The organism is Ensifer sp. 22460, assembly GCF_052044935.1.
Taxonomy (GTDB): domain Bacteria; phylum Pseudomonadota; class Alphaproteobacteria; order Rhizobiales; family Rhizobiaceae; genus Ensifer.
On sequence record NZ_JBQENZ010000001.1, the window covers coordinates 284,914 to 300,642 of the forward strand.

The window sequence follows — 15,729 nt, forward strand, 5'->3', positions numbered from 1 at the left end:
CCCGCCGTGAAGCGGGGGCATGCGCATTGTTGTCTCAGCGATCGCCCAGCGTATCGCCGGCAAGCCAGTGCCTGCAGCCAAACCCGGTGCATGGCCCAAACAAAAAGCCCCGCACAGGGCGGGGCTTTTCAAATCCGGAATGTCCTGAGGCTTAGTTCAGGCGTGCCTTGACTTCGCCAAGCGCCTTCGTGAACAGATCACTCTGTGCACCGGCGTCGGCCTTGGCGGCGACGACCTTCTCGGCAGCGGCAATCGCCAGATCGACGGCAGCGGAACGGACGGCGTTGATCGCGTCGCTTTCAGCCTGCTTGATCTTCTGCTCCGAGAGAGCCGTGCGACGGGCAACGTATTCCTCGGTCTTCTGCTTGGCTTCCGCCGTCAGCATTTCGGCTTCGCGCTGAGCGGCAGCGACGATACCGGCAGCTTCCGCTTCGGCATCCTTACGCTTGCGCTGGTACTCGGCGACAAGGCTCTGTGCTTCTTCGCGCAGACGCTTGGCTTCGGTCAGCTCGTTGCCGATCTTTTCGGCGCGGGCGTCGAGCGCCTTGCCGATCATGCCCGGAACCTTGAGATAGGCGATCAGGACGAAGAACAGGATCAGGCCGACGAGGGCATAGAAGGTCGCATCAAGATGCATGGTTCAGTGCTCCTCAGTTACCGGCCGATGCCTTGACGGCAGCGGTGATCTCGGCCTTGGTGACGGTTCCACCGATCAGCTGCTTGACGACAGCGGTCGCGGTTTCCTCAGCGATGGCGCCGACGTCAGCCAGTGCCTTTGCCTTGATGTCGGCGATGCGGTCTTCCGCAGCCGAAATCTTCTTGGCGAGATCGGCTTCGACGGCCGTGCGGTCTGCATTGGCCTTGGCCTTTGCGGATTCGCGAGCGTCGTCAGCGATCTTGTGACCCTTGGACTTGGCCGTTGCCAGATCCTGCTCGTAGGAAGCGATGGCCGCGTCGGCTTCGCCCTTGAGGCGGGACGCTTCATCGAGATCCTGAGCGATCCGATCGTGACGGGTTTCGAGAATTCCGCCGATACGCGGAATGATGACCTTCGACATCAGGATATAGAAGAGGCCGAACGTGATCGCGAGCCAAAGCAGCTGCGATGCGAAATGGGTCGAATCGAAGGGCGGGAACACGCCGGAGCCAGCCTCGCCTTCGTGGGCCACACCCGTTTCGGTGTGCACCTCACCGGCCGCAGCGGCATCGTGTGCTTCGGCGCCTTCAGTGGTGGTTGACTGCTGGGCATAGGCCGCGGTCACAAACATGCTCACCTCCAGGTGCACTCAAGAATATGCGCGGCCGCGGCCTTTTGACGGGCCGCGGCCGAAACTCCAGCCGATATTAGACGGCGAAGAGGAGGAGCAGGGCTACGAGCAGCGAGAAGATGCCCAGAGCTTCCGTAACGGCGAAGCCGAATACGAGGCGGCCGAACTGACCGTCAGCAGCCGACGGGTTGCGCAGTGCGCCGGACAGGTAGCTGCCGAAGATGTTGCCGAGGCCGAGAGCCGTGCCGGCCATACCGAGGCAAGCGAGACCTGCGCCGATGTACTTTGCTGCTTCCGCTTCCATGTTTGAACTCCTTCGAATGGTGTTGCGGCTTAGGATTGTGCTTCCGGCGGAGGGCCGGCCGAAAGCAAGCGACTGTTATTCCTTAGTGGCTTCCGGGATGGACAGCGTCGTTGAGGTACATGCAGGTCAGTACCGCAAAGACATAGGCCTGGAGGAAGCAGACGAGGAACTCAAGACCGGTGATGGCGACGGTCATGATGAGCGGCAGGATCGCGCCACCGATGCCGAGCGCGCCAAGGGCGCTGAGCGACGTGACGAAGCCTGCAAAGACCTTCAGCGTGATGTGGCCGGCCAGCATGTTGGCGAAAAGACGGACCGAGAGGCTGATGGGGCGGGAAAGGAACGAGATGATTTCGATCGCGACGACAAGCGGCAGAAGCACGCCAGGAACACCATGCGGCACGAAAAGCTTCAGGAAACCGAAACCGTGCTTGTAGAAACCATAGAGAATGACGGTACCGATCACAAACAGCGCCAGTGCGAAGGTGACGATGATCTGGCTGGTGATCGTGAAGAAGTACGGGAACATGCCGAGCAGGTTCGCCGTCAGGATGAACATGAACAGCGAGAACACCATCGGGAAGAACTTCATGCCGCCGCTGCCGGCGCCTTCGCGCAGCATCGAGGCGATGAACTCGTAGGACATTTCGGAGACCGACTGCATGCGGTTCGGGATCAGACCGCGCTGCGACGTCGTCAGATACAGGAAGCCTGCGGCAGCACCCACGGTCGCGACCATGAACAGCGACGCATTGGTGAAGGAAAAGTCAATTCCGCCAATCTCGATCGGGACAATCTTGTTGACCAGGAACTGGTGGGTCGGATCGTTTGACACCGCGCTTCTCTTTCGTTCTGCCCGCCCAAGAGCGGAAACCGTTTTCTTCGGGACAACGCCTCAGTGGGCGTCTCCGTCCTTCTTGTCATCCTCAGGGCCGCCTCTTCCAGCTTCCGGTGTTGCCACCATACCGGCCGAGCGCAGCACATTCAGCACGCCAGCGCAGAAGCCAAGAAGCAGGAGGATGATCATGCCCCACGGCCCTGTACCCGCAAAGTGGTCCAAAAGATAGCCCAGAAACGCGCCGACAACGATGCCGGCGATGAATTCGCTCGACAGCTTCATCGCCGCCGCATAGCCCTTACGGCTTTCGGCGGCACGGGCCTCCGCTGCATCAGACGTATGAGGCTTCTTGGCCTCAATCTTATCGCCGAGCTGCTTCAGCCGCGCTTCCAGACTTTCTTCAGGTTTCTCCGCCACGTGGCCACTCCCTTGCCGTCCTGATCGGGTCTCAGACCGCGATTTCGGTCATACAATAGGCCATCGTTCAAGCCACGTTTCGGCCCCATTTGAAGTCGCGCGCAACATAGTTTTAGGCACCCGCATAGTCAAGGCATGCGGGCAGCTTGACCGTGGACAATATTATTACGATAATTCAAATAGTTAGAATTGCAAAGCACGATCCGCGACAAGGTTGTCGCAGGATTCCTGCACTCTGTCGGCTGGAATCTCGGTTCTACGGGTTAGACAGGAAAAGACGGCGGAATCGCGCCAGGCGCCGATCAACTCCAGCCGCCGCCATAGGTCCGGTAGAAGATGTGCATACCGATCTTGCCGACCCGCTTCATCGTCTTTGCCCAGGGCGGATTGACGTAGGTCGCATGGTAATGGGTGGCAGAGCCCACTTCTGGCAGCCAGATCTTGCCGGCCGTGACCGCCATCGCGACTTCCTTGGCCATTTTCCAGTGCGAGCGCGAATAGATCAGGTCCCGGATCATGTCGCAGGCGAAGGAAAACTGGCAACGGTTGCGCCAGGTCTTGTTCTGATAGACGACGCCGCAGATGGTTTTCGGATAGGTCGGATTGCGGACGCGATTGAGAATCACTTGAGCGACGGCCGCCTGGCCCTTGAGCGACTCGCTGCGCGCTTCGAAATAGATGCCTTCGGCCAGGCAGGCCTGCTCTTCCTTGCTGAATACGGCCGAGGGCAGCACCGTTGCCGCCCAAGCGTGGTCGTCAGGCGCGATTTCGGGAATGAAGCGGCCAGCGTTCTTGTCCTCGCGCAGGATCGAATCGAAGGGTGATTCACGCGCATAGTCCGGCTCGGGCCGGACGTAAGCAGTCGCAAGAATGTCGGGCTTGTCGTTCGTCACGAGCTTGGCCAGCATCGGCGAAACGCCGGGATCCGCCTTTGGCGGCTTCTTTCCATAGAAGGCCGTGGCGATCTCGATCTCCTTGCCCTTGATGCGCGCCTTGGCGAAGACCATTTTCTCGCCCTCCTCGAAGCGCGGCTCCGTGAGGGAACTCGTGCGCTGCAGGATGGAGCCGGCGCTGAAATCCTTGGGCGGCGTCATCGGCGTGACGGCGACGATGCGTCCCTTCTTGTCGCGGCGGTTGATACGCTCTTCGTCTGGCGTGCCGGAATGCTTGGTCTCGGACGTGAGTGCGACATGGCTGCCGTCGGGCATGTTGATGCCGGCGCCGCCATCGAGCGCGCCCGTCGTGATCGGATCGGCAAAGACCATCTCGACTTCGTGGATCGAGCCCGCCGGCGACGGCGTCATGTACATGCGCCAGCGCTCACCGCCACGATTGATGCCGGAGAGAAAGGTCGCGAGATCCGCATAGGCCGCAACGGAAGGGAAGCCGAGATAGAGCGCGAGGCCGATGATTGCAGGCGCCATCCACGTGGACACGTTCAGGCGAGACTTTTGACGCAGGTTCCGACTCTTACGCACCAACCGACTCCACGCAACGCTTGACGAACGGCACGGCTTTGCCCGCGCCGGCAAGAAGCCAGCGTCGGAGATTCCGCGCGGGAAGCTAAGACAATGAGGCGGCCGGACACCCCGCCGGAGCCGCTTCGTTCGAGCTTTGAAAATGAAGCATTAACCTTGATGTTTAGTTAATGCAGCCTCGCTGAAGAACACGGCCGTCATAACGCGAACGGAGCCGCCCCGGCCGGGTACGGCTCCGCTTTATCCGACTGTGTGCGCGAAGCCCCTGCCCGGTACACCAGGTTGAGGGACGCAAGGATCAGATGATGACGTGCGAGCCGAGTTCGACGACGCGGTTGGTCGGCAGGCGGAAATAGTCCGAGGGGTCGATCGCCGCATTGGCCAGTGCGATGAACAGCCGGTCCTGCCAATGGGGCATGCCGGATTCGGCATCGGGCACGAGCTTGCGGCGACCGAGATAGAAGGAGGTCGACATGATGTCGAACTTCAGCCCCGATTTGCGGAAAAGGCCGAGCGCCTGCGAGACGTTCTGCGTTTCCATGAAGCCGAAGCGCATCTCGAGCAGCGTGAAGCGATCCGAAAGCGGCTGCATGCTCACCCGCTCCGACTTCGGCACTTTCGGTGTATTGGCGGTACGGATCGTCAGAATGAAGTTCTGATTGTGCAGCACATGATTGTGCTTGATGTTGTGGAGCAGTGCGGCCGGGGTCGATTCCGGATCGCTCGTCAGGAACACGGCCGTGCCGGGAACGGCCACCGGTGCATGCTCGCTCTTGCGCTCGATCGACTTGATGAAGCTCGCAAGCGGAATGTCGATGTGGCGCGTCTTGGCGTGCAGGATCTCGGTTCCGCGCCGCCAGGTCCACATGATGACGATGAAGGTGGCGGCGATCAGCACCGGCACGTAACCGCCGTCGTGGATCTTCAGCATGTTGGCGCCGAGGAAGATGAACTCAAGCCCAAACAGCGGCAGCAACACCGCCGCCGCCCAGAGCCCGGACCAATTCCAGCGCGTGCGCAGGAACTCGAACGAAAGCACCGTCGTCACCACCATCGCGCCGGTGACCGAGATGCCGTAGGCGGTGGCGAGCGATTCCGACGAGCCGAAGACGAAGACGAGCGCCATGACGCCGAACATCAGCAGCGTGTTGACGTTCGGAAGATAGATCTGACCCGTATGCGTCTCCGACGTGTGGAAGATCGCCATGCGCGGCAGGAAGCCCAGGTGGATCGCCTGACGCGTCAGCGAAAAGGCCCCTGTTATCACTGCCTGGCTGGCAATAATGGTCGCCGCCGTCGCCAAGATGACGACCGGTAGCAGCGCCCATTTCGGGAACATCAGGAAGAACGGATCGGACATCGCTTCCGGGTTCTGCAGCACGAAGGCACCTTGCCCCAGATAGTTGAGGGTCAGCGCCGGGAAGACGACCAGGAACCAGGCCCATTGGATCGGTCGGCGACCGAAATGTCCGAGGTCGGCGTAGAGCGCCTCGGCACCCGTCACCGTCAGGAAAACGGCGCCAAGGACGATGATGCCGACATAGCCTTCATTCAGCATGAAGCTCACGGCATAGTAAGGATTGAAGGCCTTGAAGATCGTCAGGTCGTCGGAAATGTGGACGAGGCCGATCCAGCCCATCACCAGGAACCAGACCAGCGTGATCGGCCCGAAGAAGTTGGAGACGGCCGCCGTTCCCTTGGACTGCACCGCAAACAGCATGAGCAGGATGACCACCGCGATCGGAACCACGTATTCCGATAGCGCCGGCGTCACCAGCTTCAGACCTTCGACCGCCGAAAGAACGGACAAGGCCGGCGTGATCATCGCATCACCGATGAAAAGTGCTGCACCCGCGATCCCCATGAAGAAGAGGATCGATGCGTGCCCGTTGGCGGACTTCATCAGAAGAGCGAGCAACGACAGCGTGCCGCCCTCCCCCTGGTTGTCGGCGCGCAGCAGGAACAGCACGTACTTGATCGTGACGATAATCGTCAGCGTCCAGATCATCAGCGAGATCAGGCCGATAATCTCCACGTCGGTCACGCCGTCGTGGGAAACCGGGCGCAGCGCTTCGCGAAAGGCATAGAGCGGGCTGGTGCCGATATCGCCGTAGACGACACCGATCGAGCCAAGCCCGAGGATCAGCAGGCGGCGCAGATCCTTCGGCTCGTGGGAGGGGGCATGCGGTTGGGTCATGCAAACCTACTGGCGTTCACAGCCAGCCTTTCCAGCGGAAGAAGAAAAAGGGGATGACGGCCGATATCACCATCGCCGCAATCGCCCAGGGATAGCCGAAGTGCCATTCCAGTTCGGGCATAACGCGGAAGTTCATGCCGTAGACCGAAGCGACCAGGGTCGGCGGCAGCAGGACGACCGACGCGATCGAGAAAATCTTGATGATGGCGTTCTGCTCGACGTTGATCAGACCCAGCGACGCATCAAGCAGGAAGGTGATGTTGCCGGAAATGAAACTTGCGTGCTCGGAAAGCGACTGGATGTCGCGGGAGATCGAACGGCAGAGTTCGCGCGTGTCCTTGTCTTCCTGCACCTCCGGAACAGTGTAGACGAAGGTCAGCAGGCGCGAGAGCGAGGCAAGGCTGTCACGCGTCTTGGCGACGAGGCGATGATGGCCAGCGACATCACGCAAGCGCGCCTCGAGATAATGCGGCGACCGGCGCTTGCCTGCAGCCTTGTCGCTGAAGACGTCGATCGACAGATCGTCGATCTTGGTGACCGCCTGCTCGAGAATCTCGGCGGTTCGGTCGGCGACCGTTTCCAGAAGCCGGGTCAGGACAACCGCGCCATCGCGGCAACCGCCCGGGAAGCGATGCATCGATGTCTTGAAGAGGGTGAACGACCGGGGTTCGGCATAGCGGATGGTGACAAGCCGGCCACCCGACAGGATGAAGCCGACATCCGTCAGTCCAGGGATATCCGTATCCGAACGGAACACCAGTGACGCCGTCATGAACACGGCACTCTCCTCGACATAGAGGCGGCTCGACGGTTCGATGTCCTTCAGATCGTCGCGTGTTGGGATGGAAATGCCGAGAAGCTTCTCCATCATCAGGTCTTCTGCCTTGGTGGGCTCGACCAGATCCAGCCAGATGACATCGGGACGCAATTTTTCGGGTGGTTCGGCCGGTGTCAGAACGACGGCTGTCCCATCGGCGCAATAGCCGGTGATCATGCGACCGTCCTCGTCATGCGAAACTGACAGCGCGGCCCGTCTTCTGAGACGCGCAAGGGTCGCTGTAACACATTGAGCGGCTGCATAATTTTATCCTTAAATCGATTCCGATCTAAGCAATCATGCAGCGTGCCGAACCGCGAAGGCGAAAGGTCGTGCGCCACAAAATACCCGCAATAGAGATCCATCGGATGGAGCGTTCCGCCAGTCAGGACAAAGTCTTCAACTCAGTCATCGCGCGAGGCCAAAATCTCCGGCGAGCGGGCGTCAAGTTGGGCACCTTCGCAAGTGCGGCAAGGCATATGGCGCAACGCAAACGCAAAATCAATGCCCCCTTGCAATCCGGCACGCGGGCATGTGCCGCCATACCGGCACCACCCTACCGCATGTTTGCTTAAATCAAAATCGAATCAAGGGCAAAACGATTCGGTGCCGAGCGTCACGTCATGCCTGACGTGCAAAGTCGCTGCAGCGCCTTGAGTTGCGGCCTGTTCCGGAACGGGGAGAACCGCGGCCCGGAAAGACCAGACGGCCTCCCTGCAAACCGTCACTCGAAGACAATGGTCGGCGCGGCGCGGCTCTTGTCCTGCTGCGCGGCGGATATCTGATCCCAGACCTTGGTGGCGATATCGCGATAGACACGCGCGATCTCACCGCTCGGGTCGGACGCGACGAGCGGTGTCCCGGCGTCCGACGTTTCGCGAATTCCCATGGTCAGGGGCACTTCGCCGAGGAACGGGACGCCGATGCGCTCGGCTTCCTTGCGCGCGCCGCCATGGCCGAAGATATCGTAGCGCTTGCCGGTGTCGGGCGCGATGAAATAGCTCATGTTCTCGACGATGCCGAGAACCGGGACTTCCACCTTGCGGAACATGGCCAGGCCCTTGCGGGCATCGATCAGGGCGAGATCCTGCGGCGTCGAGACGATGACGGCGCCGGCGAGCGGCACCTGCTGGGCCATGGTGAGCTGGGCGTCGCCCGTGCCGGGCGGCATGTCGACGACCAGCACATCGAGATCGCCCCAGGCGACTTCCCGCAGCATCTGCAGCAGGGCCGACTGGATCATCGGTCCGCGCCAGATCATCGCCACTTCCTCATCGACGAGGAAGCCCATGGACATGACCTTGAGACCGTAATTCTCCATCGGGCGGATAAGGCGCCCTTCGATCTGTTGCGGCCTTCCGGAAATCTTCAGAAGGCGTGGCATCGACGGGCCGTAGATATCGGCATCGAGCAGGCCAACCCTCAGGCCATTTGCCTTCAGCGCCAGCGCCAGGTTGACCGAGGTCGTCGACTTGCCGACACCGCCCTTGCCGGAGGCAACCGCGATGATGGCGCCGACGCCCGGAATTCCAGCCTTGGCCGGCGGGCCGCCGGCGGGACGCGGCGCATGGGAATGGCCGGCATGAGGCGCTGCCGAGGGCTGCGGACGCTGCACCGGGGCGCCGGCGGGCGCCGCCTTGCGGTCGGCGGTCAGTGCAACCATGGCCGCCGTGATCCCCGGGATGTCGCGCACGACGCGCTCGGCTGCGGCCCGCATCGGCTCCAGTTCCTTGGCGCGGTCGGCCGGCACGGTGATCGAGAAATAGGCCTTGCCATCGGAGATGAAGACATCAGACACAAGTCCGAGGTCGACGATGTTGCCTTCCATGCCCGGGCCACGCACCGTGCGCAGCTTCTCAAGGACCACTTCTTTCGTGACTTCCGGCATCGCGCCCTCTCATTCTTTTGTTATCCCTTAGATAGTCGAGGCGGGGCGCTTCGCCAATGCGACATAACGGAAAAAGGAAGGGCCACCGTCCACCCCGGTGTCCGTACATCCGGGATCACCTTGAGGCGGGCAGTGGCCCTTTCGATCGCGACCTTCGTGGGCGCTGTCTTCTTTTTAGTCCCCTCTGGACATGCCAATAGAAATGCAGGATGCGTGCCAGATTCAAATTCGGCAAGAATAGCAAGCAATTTCAAATAGATGTATAAATTCTCAACGCCTGATGCGGCCAGAGCATCTGCCCAGATTCTGAGCACCTCTCTGCAAATCGTCCAAGGATGGAGCAAATCAGCCGCGGCGGTGGGCGATCTCAGCGGCATAGGAACGCGGGCGGCAGCCTTCGTGATCGCAACGGAGACGGAGGGCACGCGAGAAGAGGAAAACGGCCTTCGACGCCGGGAGGGCTAGCTGATGTAGCCCTTCTTCATCGCCTTTACGACCGCTTGGGTGCGGTTCACGGCGTCGAGCTTCTTGGTCACGTGATTGAGGTAGTGATTGACCGTATGTTCGGAGAGCCCGAGGATGCCGGCGATCTCGGCACTGGTCTTTCCGGCCGCCGTCCAGCTCAGGCACTGGATCTCGCGCTCCGAAAGCGCCGCGCCGCTGCTCTTCCACACAGAGCCGATCTCGGCGAGGCGATTGTAGACATGGATCGCAATCATCTGCAGTTCCATGGTCACCGTCATCGGCAATTCGACCAGCGGGCCCATGAGAATGACCGCGCCGCGGCCACCCTCGGCGTCGTGAACAGGGAAATAGCTTGCCTGGAAGATGCCGTTCTCGCGCAGCATCGCGATGTACTCGGCCGCCGTCTCCGGCTTGCCGCCCTCGCCTTCCCAGGCGTCCAGCGTCACCTGGAACGGCGTCGTCGTCTCGCGCAGGCGGCGCACGCCGGTGCTGAAGCGCAGCATCGACAGGCTGTCATATTTGTTCAGCAGTTCCGCCGGCATATTGGAGATGACCGTGCTCGCGGCCAGCCGCTCCACGTCGATCGAGGGGATCGAGCAGATCAGAAAGGTCTTGAAGCCGAAGACCTGCGTAATCCGCCGCATATAGCGGATGATATCGAACTGGGTCTCAAGCTTTGCGATCTCGGACGCGAAATCACCGCCCCGGGGCAGATCTGCGTCAGTCATCCCGGTCGTCATCGTATCCTGCATTCGCGCGTTCCATGGCATTCATCAGGTATCAAATAGACCGAGCGGCCTGCCAATGCCAACAGATGATCGAGATTCCCTGCCTCCTCGGCCCAAAAGTCTGTGTATTTCTCTCGCGAAGCGCAGACAGTGCCGTTCGCTTCAGGCGCGGCCGGCACCGATCTCAATTGATGAGACCGGCGCGCATGGCCTTGGCGACGGTCTGGACGCGGTTGACCGAGTCCAGCTTGCGCGTCGCACGGTTGAGGTAATGGTTGACCGTATACTCGGACAGCGCCAGGATTTTCGCCATCTCACTGGTGGTCTTGCCGGCAGCCGCCCAGCGCAGGCACTCCACCTCGCGGCGCGAAAGACTGCCCGGCCCGCGCCGATCGCGGTCGCGAACTTCCATGTACTTGCTATAGAGCAGGCCCGCCCACAGATTGAGTTCCTGCAACTCATCGTTCGAGACGACGGAACGATCACCGCCAAAAGCGATGGCCGCGCGATGGCCGCTCGCATCATGTACCGGCAGATAGAGGCCGCGCGGCATGTTCGCCTGTTCGAAGACACAAATGGCCGCATCGCCCTTGCCGTCGGACCGACGGCGCGCCAGCTGATGCGCGTCATAGGTGAAGGGAATGGTGCTGCGGCGCAGGCGCTGGATCACCGGGCTGCCACTAATCAGGCCCGCGCTGTCATACCCCTGCAAGAACGCGGTCGGATAATTGGTCATAAGTGCGTTGGCCGTCAGGCTGCTGCAGCCCGTGTCCGGAACCGCAAGAACCAGAAAGCCGCGGAAGCCATAGGCATCCGCTACCTGGGCGATCACTCGCCGAAAGTCTTCTTCGCAACAGATCGGCCCCCTGATGCTCCGCCCATCAGGAAGCGTCAACGACGACAAATTCGCGCTGAAATCGATCATCTTCCGCCCTTCTCCACATCCGGCGCCAAAGAAAGGCCGGCCGCTGACGCCGCATGAAGACCACGTCAAAAATTCTACAAATACCAAAACCAAACCAGACTAAGACCATCCACGAACCTGAGTCTGATATATTAAAGCTACCGAGCTTGACGCGCCGCGTCTAGTCGATGTTTCTAATTTACCGTAAAGTGAATTCAAGGTCCACCACGTCCGGGCCCAAGCCGGATCGCGGCCTCCTCGGCAATCGCCCGAGCCGCTTCGCGCACAGGTGCCGCCCAAGCCACCAGTTGCTCCATGCTCACCCTGTAGGCCGGCCCCGTCACCGATATCCCCGCCGCAAGCTCGCTACCGGGGATAGCAATGGGTGCAGCCACGCAACGAATTTCCGCTTCATGCTCCTCGCAATCGAAGGCATGGCCGTCGCGCCTGATCTCTTCGACTTCCGCCAGCAGCGTCGCCGCCGAACGATGCGTGTGCGAAGTGAAAGGATGAAACGCGGTTCTCGCCAGCACATGCTTCAGCACCGGCTGCGCCAGCAAGGACAACGCCGCCTTGCCGATGCCGGTGCAATAGGCGGGCGAGGCCTTGCCGATCTGCGAGCTCATGCGCACCGTCTGACGGCTCTCGACCTTGTCGACATAGACGATCTCCGTTTCGCGCAGGATGCCGAGATGCACGGTCTCGCCGGTCAATTCGTGCAGGCGCTGCAGGTGCGGTTCGGCAACGTCGCGAAAGCGGTTGGCAGACCAGGAACGATAGGCAAGCGTCAGCAGCCGGAGGCCGGGCTCATAGGAGAGATCCCGGCGCTGAATGAGCAGCCCTTCCTCGACGAGGTGGCTGAGCAACCGGTGCAATGTGCCGCGCGGCTGGCCGGATCGGGCAAGAATATCGGTAAAGCGCTGCGGGCCGTCTGCCGTGACCACCGCTTCCAGCACGGCAATCGCCTTGCCGAGCGTGCCGGTACCGGCCTCCCCTCGCCCCTCGTCCGCCACCATCATGTCGTTTGTCATCGTCGTTCGCTTGTCTTCAAGTGGCGTCGCGTCGCGCGCCTGATCTTGACAAGATAGACGCTTCGACACGATAATTCCACATACTAAAATCAAGTTCCAAATAATGGAACAATCATACGCTTAGAACGGTCTTACGAGGGAATGAGGGACATGCCGGCGCCCAAGGCACAATTTCACGATTTGCGCGACCGCTGCGTGCTGGTAACCGGCGGCGGCTCGGGCATCGGCGCGGCCCTGGTCGAGGGTTTCGTGCGCCAGGGCGCGCGGGTCGCCTTCGCCGATATCGACGAGCGGGCAAGTGCCGAGCTCGTCGAACGGCTTGCTGATCAAACGGGCTACAAGCCGCATTTCATCCCCGGCGACCTGCGCGATATCGAAGCGGTGCGTCATACGGCGGAAGCGGCGGCAGCATCGCTCGGTGCGATCCATGTGCTCGTCAACAATGCGGCGCGCGATGATCGCCAGGCATTGGAAGCCGTGACTGAAGAGATCTGGGACGAAAGCCAGGCCGTCAATCTCAGGCACCTCTTCTTCATGAGCCAGTCGATCGTGCCGCACATGCGGCAAGCGGGCGGCGGTTCGATCGTCAATTTCTCCTCGATCGCCTTTCTGCTCAACATGGGCGAGATTCCAGCCTATGCCACGGCGAAGGCCGGTATCGTCGGTCTGACCAAATCGCTCGCCGGCAGGCTCGGGCCCGACAATATCCGCGTCAACGCAATCCTGCCCGGCATGATCGTCACCGAACGGCAGAAGCGGCTGTGGCTGAACGACGTGGCGATCGCCGAGATGCAGGAAAGGCAGTGCCTGAAACGCAGCCTAACCGCCGACGATCTCGTCGGGCCCTGCCTTTACCTCGCGTCGGACTGCTCCGCGGGCATGACGGCGCAAACAATGATCATCGATGGAGGCGCACTGTGATGACGGCAGCCTATTATGCGGCAGTCGACTGGGGAACGACGAGTTTCCGACTGTGGATCATCGGCGAGGATGGCTCGGTGCTTGCCGAACGCCGCAGCGGCGAAGGCATGACGACCGCCAGCAAGGCCGGTTTCCACACGATCCTGGAACGCCACCTCGCTGCCGTCGACGCGCCGAGCCACCTGCCGGCGATCATCTGCGGCATGGCCGGCGCCAAGCAGGGCTGGGTCGAGGCCGGCTATATTGATACCCCCGCGGCCCTTGCCGACATCGCTTCCCATGCGGTTGCGGTGCCGGATCGCGATCGTGACATCCGCATCCTGCCGGGTCTCGCGCAACGCGACATGCGGCACCCGGACGTCATGCGCGGCGAGGAGACGCAATTGCTCGGCGCTGCCGGCGAACTCGGCCGCGGCCGACACCTCGTCTGCATGCCAGGCACGCACAGCAAATGGGTTCGCCTCGAAGACGGCGCCGTCAGCGGCTTTTCCACTTTCATGACCGGCGAACTGTTCGACGTGATTTCGAAGCACTCGATCCTCAGCCACTCGATCGCAGATGCCCATGCGTTTTCCGGCGATCACCCTGCCTTCGCGGCGGCGGTAGCCGAGGCACGCACCAATCCCGCCTTGGGGACCAGCTTGGTCTTCGGCGCGCGCGCCGGACAATTGCTGCACGGCGCCAGTGCGACCGACGCCAAGGCCTTGTTGTCGGGCACGTTGATCGGCCTTGAGATCGCCGGCGCGCTGGCGTCAGCCAAGACGATCGACAGCATCTGCCTCGTGGCCTCCGGTTCACTCGGTACACTTTATCAAGCCGCGCTTGAAAGCCTCGACCGCCCGCTTCGGGTCGTCGACGCCGACACGGCAGTCCGCGCCGGCCTTTCGACCGCCGCCCAGGCGATCTGGCCTCTCTGAACGAAAGACAAGCTCATGACCCGCATTCCCTTCCCGCCGATGAAGTACCCGCTGATCGCGATCCTGCGTGGCCTCAAGCCCGAGGAGACCGAAGGCGTCGTCGGGGCGCTGATCGAAACCGGCTTCACTGCGATCGAGATCCCGCTGAACTCCCCCGATCCGTTCCGCTCGATCGAGACGGCGGTGAAAATGGCACCGGAAAATTGCCTGATCGGCGCCGGCACGGTGCTGACGACGGCACAGGTGGAGCAGCTTGCCGATGTCGGGGGCCAATTGATGGTCAGCCCGAACGTCGAACCGGCGGTGATTTCGCTTGCGGCACAGAAGGGCATGGTTACCATGCCCGGCGTGCTCACCCCGACCGAGGCGCTTTCGGCCGCGGCAGCGGGCGCGACCGGCCTCAAGTTCTTCCCGGCAAGCGTGCTCGGGCCATCGGGCATTACCGCGATCCGCGCGATCCTGCCGCCCGACCTCGAGATTGCCGCCGTCGGTGGCGTTTCCGATGCCAACTTCGGCGACTACGCCAAGGCCGGCATTCGCAGCTTCGGCCTCGGCTCGAGCCTCTACAAGCCGGGCATGAGCGGCGCCGAAGTCCGCGAACGCGCCGTCGCAACGATCAAGGCCTATGACGCCGTCTACGGAGCACGCTGATGAGCGATACCATTCCTTTTTCCGGCAGCATCCTTTGCGAATCGCCCTCGATTCTCGGGGAAGGCCCGACCTATGACCCCGTCAGCGGCACCGCCTGGTGGTTCAACATCAAGGGCCAGGAACTGCATGAGCTACATCTCGAAACCGGCCGCAAGGCTGTACATAACCTGCCATTCCTCGGCAGCGTGCTTGCCGTCATCGATCCATCCCGGCAACTGATTGCCTCCGATCAGGGGCTTTTCCTCAGGGATACGCAGACAGGCACCTTCAGCCTCCTGACCACGCTTGAGGACAAGCCCGGCAATCGCTCAAACGACGGCCGCGTGCACGCTTCCGGTTCGTTGTGGATCGGCACCATGGGCCGCAGCGCCGAGAAGGGCGCCGGCGCGATCTATCACGTCGCCGGCACGAAGGTGACGAAGCTCTACGACAGGATCACCATTCCCAACAGCATCTGCTTTTCGCCGGATGGGACGATCGCCTACTTCGTCGACACCGACATCAACCACCTGATGCGCGTCGATATCGATGCCGAGACCGGGCTGCCGAAGGGCGAGCCCACCCTGCTTGTCGACAGCAGTGGCGAAGCCGGTGGCATCGACGGCTCCGTGTGCGATGCCGATGGTCTGATATGGAATGCCCGCTGGGGCAGCGGCAGGGTCGACGTCTACAGGCCCGACGGTGCACGGATCGCGCGCTACGCGATGCCGGCAACGCAGCCGAGCTGCACAGCCTTCATCGGGGCGAAGGCCGACCGCATGCTGGTGACATCCGCCTGGCAAGACCTGGACGATGCAGCGCGCGCGGCCGATCCGCATGCCGGCAAGACCTTCGATCTCGGCATCAGCGTCAAGGGCCGGTTTGAACCATCGTTCCGCCTCTGAGCGGAAGCGCGACTAACCTCT

The 15,729-nt window shown here is 61.7% G+C and carries 16 protein-coding genes; 4 read left to right on the forward strand and 12 right to left on the reverse strand.

From position 1 onward, the window contains the following. Window positions 1–151 precede the first annotated feature (151 nt). The 12 genes from ACTJKM_RS01400 to ACTJKM_RS01455 form a co-directional block, all read right to left on the reverse strand. Window positions 152–637, reverse strand: coding sequence for a F0F1 ATP synthase subunit B (locus ACTJKM_RS01400; RefSeq protein ID WP_057250812.1), 486 nt, complete (start codon window positions 635–637; stop codon window positions 152–154). A 13-nt stretch (window positions 638–650) separates the two neighbouring features. Beyond that, entirely contained in the window at window positions 651–1,268 is a 618-nt protein-coding gene (locus ACTJKM_RS01405) for a F0F1 ATP synthase subunit B (RefSeq protein ID WP_057250814.1), read from the reverse strand. Window positions 1,269–1,344: 76 nt separating this feature from the next. Further along, window positions 1,345–1,572: a F0F1 ATP synthase subunit C gene (locus ACTJKM_RS01410; RefSeq protein ID WP_025426100.1), complete on the reverse strand. Its 228-nt coding sequence runs from the start codon at window positions 1,570–1,572 to the stop codon at window positions 1,345–1,347. 82 nt (window positions 1,573–1,654) lie between these two features. Further along, on the reverse strand, window positions 1,655–2,407 hold the full coding sequence (locus tag ACTJKM_RS01415) for a F0F1 ATP synthase subunit A (protein WP_057250816.1): 753 nt from the start codon (window positions 2,405–2,407) through the stop codon (window positions 1,655–1,657). A 60-nt stretch (window positions 2,408–2,467) separates the two neighbouring features. Further along, the gene (locus ACTJKM_RS01420) at window positions 2,468–2,827 is read right to left on the reverse strand and encodes an AtpZ/AtpI family protein (protein ID WP_057250817.1); all 360 of its coding nucleotides are present in this window, start codon (window positions 2,825–2,827) and stop codon (window positions 2,468–2,470) included. 302 nt (window positions 2,828–3,129) lie between these two features. Continuing rightward, a complete protein-coding gene (locus ACTJKM_RS01425; RefSeq protein WP_057250819.1) occupies window positions 3,130–4,251 on the reverse strand; it encodes a cell wall hydrolase in 1,122 nt (373 codons plus the stop codon). A gap of 352 nt (window positions 4,252–4,603) precedes the next feature. Further along, the gene (locus tag ACTJKM_RS01430) at window positions 4,604–6,502 is read right to left on the reverse strand and encodes a potassium transporter Kup (protein ID WP_057250821.1); all 1,899 of its coding nucleotides are present in this window, start codon (window positions 6,500–6,502) and stop codon (window positions 4,604–4,606) included. Window positions 6,503–6,518: 16 nt separating this feature from the next. Beyond that, the gene (locus ACTJKM_RS01435; RefSeq protein WP_093232039.1) at window positions 6,519–7,496 is read right to left on the reverse strand and encodes a magnesium transporter CorA family protein; all 978 of its coding nucleotides are present in this window, start codon (window positions 7,494–7,496) and stop codon (window positions 6,519–6,521) included. Window positions 7,497–8,043: 547 nt separating this feature from the next. After that, on the reverse strand, window positions 8,044–9,207 hold the full coding sequence (locus tag ACTJKM_RS01440; RefSeq protein WP_110878044.1) for an Mrp/NBP35 family ATP-binding protein: 1,164 nt from the start codon (window positions 9,205–9,207) through the stop codon (window positions 8,044–8,046). A gap of 461 nt (window positions 9,208–9,668) precedes the next feature. Continuing rightward, complete coding sequence (locus ACTJKM_RS01445; RefSeq protein WP_057250827.1) at window positions 9,669–10,442, reverse strand: LuxR family transcriptional regulator; 774 nt, start codon at window positions 10,440–10,442, stop codon at window positions 9,669–9,671. A 142-nt stretch (window positions 10,443–10,584) separates the two neighbouring features. Then, window positions 10,585–11,325, reverse strand: a complete 741-nt coding sequence (locus tag ACTJKM_RS01450; protein WP_440659871.1) for a LuxR family transcriptional regulator — start codon at window positions 11,323–11,325, stop codon at window positions 10,585–10,587. Window positions 11,326–11,519: 194 nt separating this feature from the next. Further along, on the reverse strand, window positions 11,520–12,335 hold the full coding sequence (locus ACTJKM_RS01455; RefSeq protein WP_162261289.1) for an IclR family transcriptional regulator: 816 nt from the start codon (window positions 12,333–12,335) through the stop codon (window positions 11,520–11,522). A gap of 150 nt (window positions 12,336–12,485) precedes the next feature. Here ACTJKM_RS01455 and ACTJKM_RS01460 point away from each other — a divergent pair, with 150 nt between their 5' ends. From ACTJKM_RS01460 to ACTJKM_RS01475, 4 genes are read left to right on the forward strand one after another with little or no spacing between them, the layout of a single operon-like run. After that, a complete protein-coding gene (locus ACTJKM_RS01460; protein WP_057251097.1) occupies window positions 12,486–13,256 on the forward strand; it encodes an SDR family NAD(P)-dependent oxidoreductase in 771 nt (256 codons plus the stop codon). After that, on the forward strand, window positions 13,256–14,173 hold the full coding sequence (locus tag ACTJKM_RS01465) for a 2-dehydro-3-deoxygalactonokinase (protein WP_057250831.1): 918 nt from the start codon (window positions 13,256–13,258) through the stop codon (window positions 14,171–14,173). Before ACTJKM_RS01460 ends, ACTJKM_RS01465 begins: the two co-directional genes overlap by 1 nt. Window positions 14,174–14,188: 15 nt before the next feature. Then, complete coding sequence (locus ACTJKM_RS01470) at window positions 14,189–14,824, forward strand: 2-dehydro-3-deoxy-6-phosphogalactonate aldolase (protein WP_057250833.1); 636 nt, start codon at window positions 14,189–14,191, stop codon at window positions 14,822–14,824. Next, a complete protein-coding gene (locus ACTJKM_RS01475; protein WP_112946296.1) occupies window positions 14,824–15,708 on the forward strand; it encodes an SMP-30/gluconolactonase/LRE family protein in 885 nt (294 codons plus the stop codon). Before ACTJKM_RS01470 ends, ACTJKM_RS01475 begins: the two co-directional genes overlap by 1 nt. Window positions 15,709–15,729: the final 21 nt, after the last annotated feature.

Excerpts from the sequence above, each read along its gene's own strand:
- ACTJKM_RS01430 (WP_057250821.1), bottom strand. The coding sequence starts at position 6,502 with ATGACCCAACCGCATGCCCCCTCCCACGAGCCGAAGGATCTGCGCCGC.
- ACTJKM_RS01450 (WP_440659871.1), bottom strand. The coding sequence starts at position 11,325 with ATGATCGATTTCAGCGCGAATTTGTCGTCGTTGACGCTTCCTGATGGG.
- ACTJKM_RS01445 (WP_057250827.1), bottom strand. The coding sequence starts at position 10,442 with ATGCCATGGAACGCGCGAATGCAGGATACGATGACGACCGGGATGACT.
- ACTJKM_RS01435 (WP_093232039.1), bottom strand. The coding sequence starts at position 7,496 with ATGATCACCGGCTATTGCGCCGATGGGACAGCCGTCGTTCTGACACCG.
- ACTJKM_RS01460 (WP_057251097.1), top strand. The coding sequence starts at position 12,486 with ATGCCGGCGCCCAAGGCACAATTTCACGATTTGCGCGACCGCTGCGTG.
- ACTJKM_RS01425 (WP_057250819.1), bottom strand. The coding sequence starts at position 4,251 with ATGGCGCCTGCAATCATCGGCCTCGCGCTCTATCTCGGCTTCCCTTCC.
- ACTJKM_RS01455 (WP_162261289.1), bottom strand. The coding sequence starts at position 12,335 with ATGACAAACGACATGATGGTGGCGGACGAGGGGCGAGGGGAGGCCGGT.
- ACTJKM_RS01470 (WP_057250833.1), top strand. The coding sequence starts at position 14,189 with ATGACCCGCATTCCCTTCCCGCCGATGAAGTACCCGCTGATCGCGATC.
- ACTJKM_RS01410 (WP_025426100.1), bottom strand. The coding sequence starts at position 1,572 with ATGGAAGCGGAAGCAGCAAAGTACATCGGCGCAGGTCTCGCTTGCCTC.
- ACTJKM_RS01405 (WP_057250814.1), bottom strand. The coding sequence starts at position 1,268 with ATGTTTGTGACCGCGGCCTATGCCCAGCAGTCAACCACCACTGAAGGC.
- ACTJKM_RS01440 (WP_110878044.1), bottom strand. The coding sequence starts at position 9,207 with ATGCCGGAAGTCACGAAAGAAGTGGTCCTTGAGAAGCTGCGCACGGTG.
- ACTJKM_RS01475 (WP_112946296.1), top strand. The coding sequence starts at position 14,824 with ATGAGCGATACCATTCCTTTTTCCGGCAGCATCCTTTGCGAATCGCCC.
- ACTJKM_RS01465 (WP_057250831.1), top strand. The coding sequence starts at position 13,256 with ATGACGGCAGCCTATTATGCGGCAGTCGACTGGGGAACGACGAGTTTC.
- ACTJKM_RS01400 (WP_057250812.1), bottom strand. The coding sequence starts at position 637 with ATGCATCTTGATGCGACCTTCTATGCCCTCGTCGGCCTGATCCTGTTC.